The sequence below is a fragment of the Veillonellaceae bacterium genome (assembly GCA_012523975.1).
Lineage (GTDB): Bacteria > Bacillota > Negativicutes > JAAYSF01 > JAAYSF01 > JAAYSF01.
In genome coordinates this window covers 18934-31032 of record JAAYSF010000085.1, presented here as the reverse complement: position 1 = coordinate 31032, position 12099 = coordinate 18934, and the positions used below count along the sequence as shown (strand labels likewise).

Annotated in this window: 10 protein-coding genes and 1 pseudogene; 7 read left to right on the top strand and 4 right to left on the bottom strand. The window is 44.1% G+C overall.

What is annotated here, in order from left to right; genetic code table 11:
• Positions 1-25 precede the first annotated feature (25 nt).
• From GX348_11560 to GX348_11540, 5 genes and pseudogenes are all read left to right on the top strand, one after another.
• Entirely contained in the window at positions 26-1315 is a 1290-nt protein-coding gene (locus GX348_11560; protein NLP42792.1) for a homocysteine synthase, read from the top strand.
• A 183-nt stretch (positions 1316-1498) separates the two neighbouring features.
• Positions 1499-2036: pseudogene (locus GX348_11555) on the top strand (hypothetical protein).
• 205 nt (positions 2037-2241) lie between these two features.
• The gene (gene cysK / locus GX348_11550) at positions 2242-3177 is read left to right on the top strand and encodes a cysteine synthase A (GenBank protein ID NLP42791.1); all 936 of its coding nucleotides are present in this window, start codon (positions 2242-2244) and stop codon (positions 3175-3177) included.
• 133 nt (positions 3178-3310) lie between these two features.
• Positions 3311-4834: a PAS domain S-box protein gene (locus GX348_11545; GenBank protein ID NLP42790.1), complete on the top strand. Its 1524-nt coding sequence runs from the start codon at positions 3311-3313 to the stop codon at positions 4832-4834.
• Positions 4835-4936: 102 nt separating this feature from the next.
• Entirely contained in the window at positions 4937-5344 is a 408-nt protein-coding gene (locus GX348_11540) for a cupin domain-containing protein (GenBank protein NLP42789.1), read from the top strand.
• 40 nt (positions 5345-5384) lie between these two features.
• On the opposite strand, the gene gmd is transcribed toward GX348_11540, so the two are convergent.
• The 4 genes from gmd to GX348_11520 form a co-directional block, all read right to left on the bottom strand.
• On the bottom strand, positions 5385-6470 hold the full coding sequence (gene gmd / locus GX348_11535; protein NLP42788.1) for a GDP-mannose 4,6-dehydratase: 1086 nt from the start codon (positions 6468-6470) through the stop codon (positions 5385-5387).
• On the bottom strand, positions 6467-8413 hold the full coding sequence (locus GX348_11530; protein ID NLP42787.1) for a glycosyltransferase family 4 protein: 1947 nt from the start codon (positions 8411-8413) through the stop codon (positions 6467-6469). The genes gmd and GX348_11530 overlap by 4 nt, the downstream gene beginning before the upstream one ends.
• 18 nt (positions 8414-8431) lie before the next feature.
• Complete coding sequence (locus tag GX348_11525) at positions 8432-9310, bottom strand: glycosyltransferase family 2 protein (protein ID NLP42786.1); 879 nt, start codon at positions 9308-9310, stop codon at positions 8432-8434.
• A 93-nt stretch (positions 9311-9403) separates the two neighbouring features.
• Entirely contained in the window at positions 9404-9631 is a 228-nt protein-coding gene (locus GX348_11520; GenBank protein ID NLP42785.1) for a hypothetical protein, read from the bottom strand.
• Between the two features lie 181 nt (positions 9632-9812).
• Here GX348_11520 and GX348_11515 point away from each other — a divergent pair, with 181 nt between their 5' ends.
• Together GX348_11515 and GX348_11510 are read left to right on the top strand one after the other, a co-directional pair.
• Entirely contained in the window at positions 9813-11147 is a 1335-nt protein-coding gene (locus GX348_11515) for a UDP-glucose/GDP-mannose dehydrogenase family protein (GenBank protein ID NLP42784.1), read from the top strand.
• Positions 11140-12075, top strand: a complete 936-nt coding sequence (locus tag GX348_11510) for an SDR family oxidoreductase (protein ID NLP42783.1) — start codon at positions 11140-11142, stop codon at positions 12073-12075. Before GX348_11515 ends, GX348_11510 begins: the two co-directional genes overlap by 8 nt.
• Positions 12076-12099: the final 24 nt, after the last annotated feature.

The following is a 12099-nucleotide window of genomic DNA, read 5'->3' as shown; positions in this document are numbered from 1 at the left end:
AAATAATGATATGGAGGGTTTTATTATGACATTACCGGAAAATTTAAGGTTTGATACATTAGCAATACATGCAGGACAAGAGCCTGATCCGACGACTGGTTCGAGGGTAACACCTATTTACCAAACAACGGCGTATAGTTTTCGTGACAGTGAGCATGCCGCAAATCTATTCGAATTGAAGGAAACAGGCAATATCTATACCCGTATCATGAACCCAACTACCGATGTGCTAGAAAAAAGAATAACCGCGCTTGAGGATGGTGTAGGGGCGCTGGCTTTTGCATCAGGCCATGCGGCGATTAATGCTACAATCTTTAACATTGCCCAGGCTGGCGATGATATAGTAAGCTCCTCGACTTTATACGGCGGAACTTACAATATGTTTTCATACACCCTGCCGCGATTAGGGATTAAGGTCCACTTAGTTGATGCCAGCAATCCGGAAAATTTCCGGAAGGCCATTACCTCTAATACCAAAGCCTTGTATGCTGAATTAATCGGCAATCCGAAGATTGATATCCTTAACATTGAAAAGGTAGCAGAAATTGCTCACGAAAACGGTATTCCGCTTATTGTAGATGCGACTTTTGCAACACCGTACCTATGCCGGCCATTTAAATTTGGCGCTGATATTATTATCCATTCAGCAACCAAGTTTATCGGCGGTCATGGCACATCAATGGGCGGCCTGGTTGTTGACGGCGGCAAATTTGATTGGGGCAACGGCAAATTTCCGCTGCTTAGCGAGCCCGACCCGAGCTATCATGATTTAAAATTTGCTGAAGCGCTTGGACCGCTAGCTTTCATCACGAGATTGCGGGTACAAATTCTCCGCGATCTAGGGGCCTGCATAAGCCCGTTCAATAGTTTCCAACTACTGCAAGGCCTAGAAACATTACACTTAAGAATGCAGCGTCATACGGAAAACACCCAAAATGTTGCTGAATTCCTAGCTCAGCATGAACAGGTAAGTTGGGTGAGCTACCCCGGGCTTGCGAGCCATCCCGACTATGAACTGGCGAAAAAGTACTTCCCGAAAGGCCCGGGCGCTCTGCTGACCTTTGGTATTAAAGGCGGATTAGAAGCCGGCCGGAAGTTCATTAATTCTTTAAAACTGTTCTCGTTGGTAGCCAATGTCGGCGACGCTAAGTCGTTAGTTATCCACCCGGCTAGCACCACTCACTCCCAACTGACTTCCGAACAGCGGGCCAGCGCCGGAGTTCCTGATGATATGGTCAGATTATCAATCGGTATTGAAGATGTTCAGGATATAATTAATGATCTTGAACAAGCTCTGACTGCTGCGAATAATTAAGATGGGCTGATCAGTAAACTGAAGGCCAAGACTAACCCCGTTGAGGGGGGAGTCTTGGCGTAAGACGACCATTCAAGCCAATTAACGTATGCATATCGGGGCTGGTAAGGAGAGTTTTATGAAACAAACCCAAGAAAAATTAAAGAATTTGTCAGTTTTGCTTGAAAGCTTGAAAGCGCTGTCATTGGGTTTTCGGGCGGTGTCGACAGCACATGCTTGGCTGCAGCGGCATATAAGGTGCTGGGAGATAGGGCTATGGCAATAACTGCTTACTCGGAAACCTTATCAAAGCATGAGGAGCAGGAAGCAATTAGTATTGCCCAGGAAATAGGCATAAAGCATATTTTGCTCAATATTAGCGAGCTAAACTGTGACGATTTTGTAAAGAATACCGCAAATAGATGCTATTTTTGTAAAAAAGAACGGTTTGGAGCCCTAAAAAACTGGGCTCAAGAACATAGTTTTAAATGGGTGCTCGAAGGTTCAAATGCTGACGATACGTCAGACTATCGTCCGGGGATAAAAGCCGTCGATGAATGCGGGTCAGGCATTATGGCGATCTTGCCAGAATTGATGTTTCGTCACCAGATGTTCAAGTTCTTGCTAAGCCTGCTAATGCCGCGCGGATAAGCCAGTTTCTAAAAAACTTGGTTTTACCTTTGTAACACTAGATTTAGCCGGCTATCGCAGCGGCAGTATGAATGAAATTTTAAAAGACTGATAGATAGCTATTGACATATTTGTAAAGATTATGATATAAAATAATTAGCTGATTGGAAGAACCAAAGGCTAAGTTATCCGTTCTCGGATTAACTTAGCCTTTTATTTTTTTCAATTATTTACAAATAGCCTTAGTATAAATATGATTCGAATGATTACGTCTGGTTTTTAAAATACTAATACTAAATTTAGGAGGTAAAAAAACAATGACCAAAATTGCCAAAAATCTTACTGAGCTTATCGGTAATACTCCATTGCTGGAACTGTCTAATTATGGACAAAACAAAGAGCTTGAGGCAAAAATTATCGCTAAACTGGAATATTTTAATCCGCTTGGCAGTGTAAAAGACCGGGTTGGTTATGCTATGATTCAAAATGCCGAAGAACGTGGACTTATCAACAAGGATACATTAATTGTCGAGCCTACCAGTGGAAACACCGGGGTTGGCCTGGCCTTTGTTGCCGCTGCCCGCGGTTATAGACTTATTCTAACAATGCCTGATACAATGAGTGTTGAACGCCGTAATCTCCTTAAAGCCTTGGGGGCCGAGCTTGTACTTACTCCTGGTGCAGAAGGCATGAAAGGCGCAATTAAGAGGGCCGAAGAACTTGTTGCTCAAAATCCCAATTCCTTTATGCCGCAGCAGTTTGAGAACCCTGCAAACCCGGCAATGCATAAGAAAACAACGGCTGAGGAAATCTGGCGCGATACTGATGGTCAAGTTGATATCTTTGTTGCCGGTGTTGGTACTGGCGGTACGATTACCGGCGTTGGTGAAGTTTTGAAAGCAAGAAAGCCTGAAGTGAAAATTATCGCGGTTGAACCATTTGACTCTCCTGTTATCTCGGGTGGAAAGCCTGGGCCGCATAAAATCCAGGGAATTGGCGCTGGTTTTGTACCTAGCGTCCTAAATACCGCTATCATTGACAGCATTGCCAAGGTCCAAAACGAAGAAGCCTTTGCTGCGGCCAAAGAGGTTGCAAAATACGAAGGACTCTTAATTGGAATATCAAGCGGCGCGGCTTTGCATACAGCTACTGAACTTGCTAAACGGCCTGAAAATAAGGGTAAAAACATTGTCGTCCTCTTGCCGGATACCGGTGAAAGATATTTGTCGACAGCTTTGTTTCAAGATTCTTAGGGGTATAAATTACTTTGCTGGCAGGTTAACTGGGCGCTTTACGGCGCCTGGTTTTTTATTTAAGGGGTAATTCTTGCAGGTAAAAAGCTGTTTTGTGGAAAAATATATACCTAACTCACTATGGAGGTTCAACATGAAACCTGATGTGCTAGCCTGTATTCTTGAAAATCTTTCCGATGGCTTTTATGCTATGGATAGCAACTTATGTTTAACATATATTAATAAAAAAGCTCTGGCGTTTTTGGCTAAGCATAAAACAGAAGTTATCGGCAAGAGCTTTTCAGAGGTTTTTCCTACAACTATGGTTAAAGATTTGCGTCAAATGTATAAGCAGGCAGTACAAGCTGATAAAGAAGCTGAATTTGAGTATTACTATGAACCGTTAGCCAGTTGGTTTGAGTTACGCATGTTTCCCAATGCTGGGAATCTGTATGTCTTTTTTTATGATATAACTAAACTTAAGATTAAAAATCTCGAATTGCAAAAAGCTAGAGACGAACTGCAAACCTATAAAAATCAGCTGGAAGAGTTGGTAAAGGAGCGAACCTGCGAGCTAGAGGCTGCAAATAATAGTCTAAAAGCTGAGAATTTACAGCGGCAGCAAATCGAAATGGCCCTGCGCGCATCTGAAAAGCGCTTTGCAATGGCGTTTAGCGCAAGCCCGATTATGATGGGCATTCATGACAAAGATGGACGGTTTATCGATGTCAATAACAAGTTCTTAAGTAATACGGGCTGGTCAAAATATGAGGTGATTGGTCGTACAATAGGCGACCTAAAGCTATGTTATGAATGTGCTCCGGCAGTATTAGAAAAAACTATCGCTGAACGAGCAGGTATTTCTAATTTGGAGACCTATTATCTGACTAAGCGGGGGGAAAGGCGCGAGGTTTTGCTGTCGAACGAGGTTGTTAATTTTAATGGCCGCGACCTTATCCTTTTGCTGATGAATGACATAACTGAACAGCGGGCGTTTGAAAAAGAGCTGTCTAAGCTGGAAAGCCTTAATTTAGTTGGTCAGATGGCTGCCAGTGTGGCTCATGAGATACGCAATCCCATGACGGCGGCGCGGGGGTTTCTGCAACTGCTGGGAAAAAGGCTAACCAATGAAAGAGATCACGGTTATATTGAGATAGTAATTGAAGAGTTGGATCGGATAAATCATATAATTACGCAATTTTTGTCATTGGCGCGTAACAGAACAATCCAAACTGCCTGTATAAATCTAAATGACGTAATTAATTCTCTATATCCAATAATTCAAGCCGATGCTATGATGAATAATAAGGAAATTAAGCTGGATTTGGCAGGCGATATTCCGAGATTAACCCTAGATGAAAGGGAGATACGCCAGCTTATATTAAACCTGGTACGCAACGGACTGGAAGCTATGGAAAGCGGGGGCAAGCTAACAATTCAGACCTACTTAGACAATCAGGACGTAATTTTAGCTATTCAGGATGAAGGGTCGGGAATAGATGCCGCTGTTTTAGATAAACTCGGTACGCCTTTTATCACGACTAAGCCGCAAGGAACGGGGCTAGGACTGTCGGTATGCTATAGCATAGTCGAACGGCACCATGGACGGATTACTGTGGATTCCAGCCTCAAAGGGACTACTTTTTATGTAATGCTTCCCAATAAAAACTGCTGCTAAGTAATATTTTACCAGTCTGCTCAGTCTGGCATGAGGCATAGCACCAGGCCGTTTTTCATACCTTCTAATAGGAATTCGGTAGGCCAATAGGAGGTATTGGAATTGGAGATTAAAAAAGTTCCCGAGATTAAAAAGCTCGAAATCTTAAAGCAGGAACAGTTTGGCCAAATCTTTCGGCAGGTTTTTTTTTCGCCAAGGACCACTTGCAGCAACTTCTTAAAGATGGCGTTCTTGGATGTCCCGCCTGGATCAGTAGGCACGCCGCATATTCATTTGGGTGATGAGATTGTCTATACTATTAAGGGTAAGGCGATACTAACTATCAGCGATAATGAATATGTGCTCGAACCTGGTACCTGTTTTTTGATTCCCACCGATGCACCGCATCCTGCCAAAGTAGTCGGTACTGAGAATTGGGTTGCGATTGCTGCCTACTGCGATGAATGTCCGGTGCTAAAAAAAGAACGGGACCAAGTAGACGTAGATTACCCCATAATACTGCAAGAGTAACAAAGCTGACCTCCCAAACAGGTCAGCTTTGTTATTCCGTTTATTCTTCATACTGAGGGACTCGAAATCCATTGCTTTGGCAGAGTAAATCGCATTTTGCCTGGTCGGTGTCCGCTTTGACCATCATGGCGACTAGCTCCGGAAAGGTGACTTTAGGCTGCCAGCCAAGTTTTGCTTTGGCTTTGGCAGCGTCTCCCAACAATAAATCAACTTCGGTAGGACGGAAGTAGCGCGGGTCGACTCTAACCACGATTTTGCCTGTTGCTTCATCAACACCATGTTCGTCGATGCCGGTGCCACGCCAAATGATATTTATCCCGACATTCTTAAAGGCTAGCTCTACAAACTCGCGGACTGAATGAGTTTCCCCAGTAGCAATGACAAAATCATCTGGCTGCTCCTGCTGCAGCATTAGCCACATGGCCTCAACGTAATCACCGGCATAGCCCCAGTCACGTTTTGCGTTCAGGTTGCCAAGGTAGAATACATCCTGTAACCCAAGTTTGATGCGGGCGACGCCTCTGGTAATTTTACGCGTGACAAAGGTTTCGCCTCTCAGCGGTGATTCGTGGTTAAAAAGGATGCCGTTACAGGCAAATATATTATAGGCCTCGCGGTAGTTAACTGTTATCCAATACGAATATAATTTGGCTGCCGCATATGGGCTGCGCGGATAAAAGGGAGTAGTTTCTCGTTGCGGTACTTCCTGTACTTTACCGAATAATTCACTGGTTGAAGCCTGGTAGAATTTTGTTTTTTCGGTTAAATCCAGAATGCGGATAGCCTCAAGCAGCCGTAAAGTGCCAACCGCATCACTATTAGCAGTATACTCGGGGGTTTCAAAAGATACTTTAACATGGCTTTGAGCAGCTAAATTATAAACCTCATCAGGCTGTACTTCTTGCATTATGCGGATAAGATTAGCACAATCAGTTAAATCGCCGTAGTGCAGAATAAAACGTACATTTTCTTCGTGGGTATCCCGGTAAAGATGATCAATTCGCTGGGTGTTGAACAGCGATGAACGTCGTTTTATACCGTGCACTTCATACCCTTTATTAAGTAAGAATTCAGCCAGATAGGCACCATCCTGCCCGGTTATTCCGGTAATTAATGCTTTTTTCATGCCTTCACCTCGCGGTAAGCTATATCGTTGACGTTAAGATTATAGATGGCAACGTCAAGCGAGTGGTTGCTGATGATTTGGGCAATAATTGTCTGGTATTTTGCTAAAGTCTGGCCAGACAGTTCAAAGGGGGGCGGGGCATATTTAGCCAGAATGCTGCCGAGTGATATCATAATATCAATATCATAATGCTGACTATGAGTGACGTGGTAAGCAAATGGTGTTGTCACATGTTTAATCGGGATTTTATTGATAAGCGGAATAAGAATGGCCCAGTAATCCCACCAGGGCTGGTCTAGACTAAACGTCTCATTCGGATAGCAAGCCAAAATTTGACGGTCGAAAAAGATACAGCCTGGTCCGGGAAAGGCCGTTCCCTCAAAGCAGCGAAGACCTTCGATGCTAGTTTTTTCTTGATATATCAGGCAGTTAACAGCTTCTTTAGCAATGGCGGCCACTAAATTACTTCCATAAAGGCAAATATCAGGCTCTACTATGCCGCAAACTGCGGTATTGCTCTGTCGTAGGTAATTTAGCAAATCATTTAGATAAACTTGTCGCGCGTTATAATTGTTGCCACCGTTATGGCTTAAAACAGCAAAGCTAATATCGGGAAACTCACGCTTAAGTGCCGAAATATCTTCGGGCCTGTTTAATGAGACTACGGCAAACCCTGCTTGCAGCCAACTATCGATAGCATGCCGTTGACTGGACATATCAGCCGATAGTGCAAGTGATGTGGCAATAAGAACTGGTGAGTCAGTCGAAGGCGGTCTGTTAGTGTTGAATAATGCTTGGGCTTGCTCGACCATTTTACAGAAAGATTTTCCATACCCGATTGTCAGCCCTTCAGCTTGCAGCCTGGCCTCGATTTCCCGCATAGTATCTGGGCCCGGTTTAGCGTGATAAACAAGTTGACGCATTTTAGCGGCAAGGTCTTTGCTATCTGCTCGCTTAAAGTAAACTCCATATTCGTGTTCTATATGAACATCCAGATCCGACAAGACGATTGTTTTCCCTAAGGCCCGGCATTCCTGCACGATAAGACTAAGCCCCTCGAACAGTGAGGGCTGCACAACAAACAGTGAGCGGCGGATAAGCTGAATCTGATCCTGGCGCGGAATTTGCCCTAAAATGTGGATAAGGTCAGCAATCCCCAGTTCTTCGATATATGCTTTAAGTTGGTCCATATAGTCCGGGCAGCGGAAATCATTCGGCAAACCTGTACAGGCCAGATGAACATCTTGACCTGTTTGACGCAGTTGGGCAATAGCCGCGAACAACAGACGGTGATTCTTATGTACCCAAAATTGATTTGAGCAAAGTACAAACTCATCCGGTAAGCCATACTTATTTTGGACTGCAATTGGATCACCTTCATACCATTCAGGTTCGGGCTTTATGCGCAGCGCCAATACATACGTCAAAGCCTTGGAATCAGGATAAAACCGTTTAAAATCACTTTCGACCGCGCGGCTGCTGCAGAAAACCAGTTTAGCTTGATCGGCAATACGCTGACAAAGATCGTCGCGCAAGGCAATGTCATGAGCAGGGAAAAAATCTGGCAGGTGTTTATGCTGGAAATCGTGGATCCATGAAGCCGCACAGTGATTTGGAAGGACATTAAAACTAACCGGAAAAAAGAAGTCAATTATGGTAAAAAGCTCATCCCAGCTTTTACAGTGGATAACCGGCAACTCTGTTATAGCTGAAACCTTTTCACAGTCAGATCCTATATAGATCACGCTATCAAACAAAGTGACCCAAGAACGGTAAAATTGGTAACTTTCAAACGAGTCGTCAGTAATAACAAGAAAGAGCTGCGGGCGCTCATCTTTAGGCAGCGCAGTGACGGCTTTAACGTGGAGCTCCATATGTGAAACGCCGCCTAGCCAGCCTTTACTGCCGACAATTGGGATACCAACGCGCAAATCCCTAATCATTATAAATCCTCCGTCATTTTACATCTCTCCGGAATTATAGAGCTGCTGTGTAAATTTATCGGCCTCGACGTCCGGCAGCATAATAGGTGGGTGCCGGAGCGGAAAATCCATTTGCCCAGTCGGCAAATTGGCAACCCGGGACGAAGTGTTGGTTGTGTGTGTTCCTTCAGCATTAAAGCCAATGTTTGAAATTAAGTTGATATTAGGTAATATACAAAGCCCATTTTGACTCCAACAGTTAAAAACCCATTGATAGTCCCAAGTGTTGATATAGCCGTGATAGGTGACATCGAACACTTTGTGCCAGTAGGCCAGCGCCTGGTCATGAACTAATAGCGATTGAAGTAAATCACCTTGAGAAACCTCGGGCCACAGCGACATAGTGATGTCATAATATTGCCAAGCTCGACGCCAAGATGCCCAGCCCCAGCAATGTACACAACGTGAGAAATAATAACTGTAATTGGTTCGTTGGTTGCCGAATTGAAAATTACAGCCCGAGATGTTCATGACTCGGTTATCGTCGTGATATTGTGTCAGCAGTTCCTGACAAAAGCGGAAGAAGGACGGGTGGGGTAAGGTGTCGTGTTCAAGGATAATGGCTTGATCGACTGTATTGAAGACCCAATCAAGACCTGAAGACATACGAACCTTACAGCCCAGATTTATGTCGGAGTAATTAGTTAATACTTGACAGTCCCAGTCAATTGTATCGATGATTGACCTGGTCGCGGCGCATTTGTCGATATCCGCAGCGTGTGTTGTTCGGGGGCCGTCGGCAACGACTAATAGCTTCTGCGGTTTAGCCTGACGTATCTGTTCAAAAACTTGAGCAGTTGTATCAGGACGGTTAAAAATAAAAAATGCTACCGGCGTTGTTAAGGTAAAATCGGCCATAATTCACCTCTATAGATTTTTAGCATACTAATAAGCCCCGCAGTAGAAGGAGTACACGCTGTGGGGCTTATTTTCTATTGAAGTCTAATTAATTTACTGCGGGCATTTTAAATGGCGTATAATGCGATTGAGCTTGTGATCAAGCTCTTTAATTTCGCGCAGAATTACACAAGTAAGCACCTTAGCTTTAGTTTGGTTATCACAATGACCTAACGCTTCTTCGACGCATTCAAATTCTTTATCAAGGCTGCAAACGCAGGCAACAATATCGCGAATGTCGTTACAACAGTCACAGCAACCAGACTTTCGGTCATCGACCACTCTAATTACCCTCCTTTTGCAAACTTTTAGTGTAATATATGAATTGTCGCAGACTTATGTTACAGCTGAGTTTTAATTTTTAAAAAGGCCTGTGTACAAGTACTGTAACCCTTTAACTATCTGGTGAATAGCATGAAAATGATGATAATGATTTAGCATGAGCCAGATAGGGGTGGTGACCTTGAAAATCGCTGTTGCAGGAACGGGTTATGTCGGTTTGGTAACAGGTGCATGCCTGGCTGAAACAGGTAATACTGTTTGGTGTGTTGACAAGGATCAAGCCAAGATTGATAGCCTAAACCAAGGCAAATTGCCAATTTTTGAACCAGGCCTTGCAGAGATTGTTGATAAAAATACTAAGGCAGGGCGGCTGTATTTTACAACTAGCTTAGAGAGGGCGCTAGAGGATGCCACTGTTGCGTTTATAACAGTCGGTACACCAACAGGGAAAGATGGTAAGGTAGATTTATCGCAGGTATACGCAGCTGCCCGCGAAATCGGGCAGCTAATCGTCAACCCAATTGTTATCGTTAATAAGTCGACGGTGCCGGTCGGTACTGCACAGGCGGTGCGGCTGATTGTCAGTGATGAATTAGCCTTGCGGGGTGTTGAAATTCAGTTTGATGTTGTTTCAAATCCTGAGTTTTTAAAGGAAGGCGGCGCAGTAGAGGATTTTATGCGGCCGGATCGGGTAGTCATTGGCGCAAGTAATAAAGCGGCGGCTGACTGTGTAAAACAGTTGTATCTGCCGTTTATTCAAGATAAAGATTCTATTTTGCTAATGGATGAAAAATCGGCTGAAATAAGCAAATACGCAGCCAATGCTATGCTGGCAACACGGATTAGTTTTATTAACGAGATTGCCCGTTTATGCGATAAGGTTGGAGCAGACATCAATAGTGTCCGGCAGGGTATGGGGACAGACCGTCGTATCGGTATGCATTTTCTTAATGCAGGTGCCGGATATGGTGGATCGTGTTTCCCTAAAGATGTTAAAGAACTTATTGCCACCGGACAGCGATACGGTATTGAAATGGAAATAGCCCGTGCCGTTGAAAATGTTAATGAGTGCCAGAAATGTTATCTGGCAGACATGATTTGTCGCTATTTTAAGGGAGAATTAACCGGAAAAAAGATTGCTGTATGGGGGTTGGCCTTCAAACCGCAGACTGATGATATGCGGGAAGCGCCGTCTGTTGTGATTATTAGAATGCTGACCGAGATGGGAGTAACTATTTCAGCCTACGACCCTGAGGCAGCATCTCAAGCCCGGCAAATGCTCGCGGACTGTGCCGAGCATATTGACTTTGCCGGCAATATGATGGCAGCCTTGGATAGTGCTGATGCCATAGTGTTAGTGACAGAGTGGCAGCAATTTAAGCAGCCTGACTTCGCAGAAATGAAGCGCCGTATGCGGCGGCCGCTTATTTTTGATGGACGGAATCAATATGACCCCGAGCAAATGGCTCAATTAGGCTTTGAGTATTTTTGCGTTGGGAGGGGCTATTATGTCTAAGCGGATTTTAGTAACAGGCGGAGCCGGTTTTATTGGCAGTCATCTGTGTAAACGTCTGGTCAAACAAGGCCATAAGGTACTATGTTTAGATAATCTTTATACCGGATTCAAGTCGAATGTGGCTGAGCTCTTAAATACCCCGTTTTTTGAGTTTATCGAACATGATGTTACAGAACCACTAGACCTCGCGGTAGATCAAATTTACAACTTGGCATGTCCGGCAAGCCCGGAGCATTATCAGAGAAATCCATTGAATACCCTGAAAACCAGTGTTTTTGGCCTTAACAACATGCTGGAACTTGCGCAGGCCAATGGGGCCAAAATATTGCATACATCAACTTCGGAAGTATATGGTGACCCGCTTGTCCATCCTCAACCGGAAAGTTACTGGGGAAATGTCAATCCAATCGGAAGGCGCGCCTGTTATGATGAAAGTAAGCGCTGCGCCGAAACGCTTTGTTTCGATTATCAACGGGAATTTGGCTTAGATATTAAGGTTGTCCGTATCTTTAATACCTATGGACCTAATATGGACCCAAATGATGGCCGGGTAGTTAGCAACTTTATCGTGCAAGCTTTGAGAAATCAAGATATTACGGTGTATGGAACCGGCAATCAGACCAGGTCTTTCTGCTATATCGATGATCTAGTCGACGGTCTGATAGCTATGATGGAAACCGAAAGAGGTTTTAACGGACCGGTAAATTTAGGTAATCCAAGCGAATTTACCATCTTACAACTGGCTGAAAAAGTTTTGGCCTTAACAGCATCTAATTCAAAATTGATATTTCAAAAGCTGCCTGCCGATGACCCGCGCCAGCGGCAGCCTGATATCACGTTGGCAATGAGTAAACTTGGCTGGCAGCCGCGGATAACACTGGATGACGGATTAAAGGCAACAATTAATTACTTTAAGGATACGATTTAGGTTATTAAACTTAACCCCCGATTT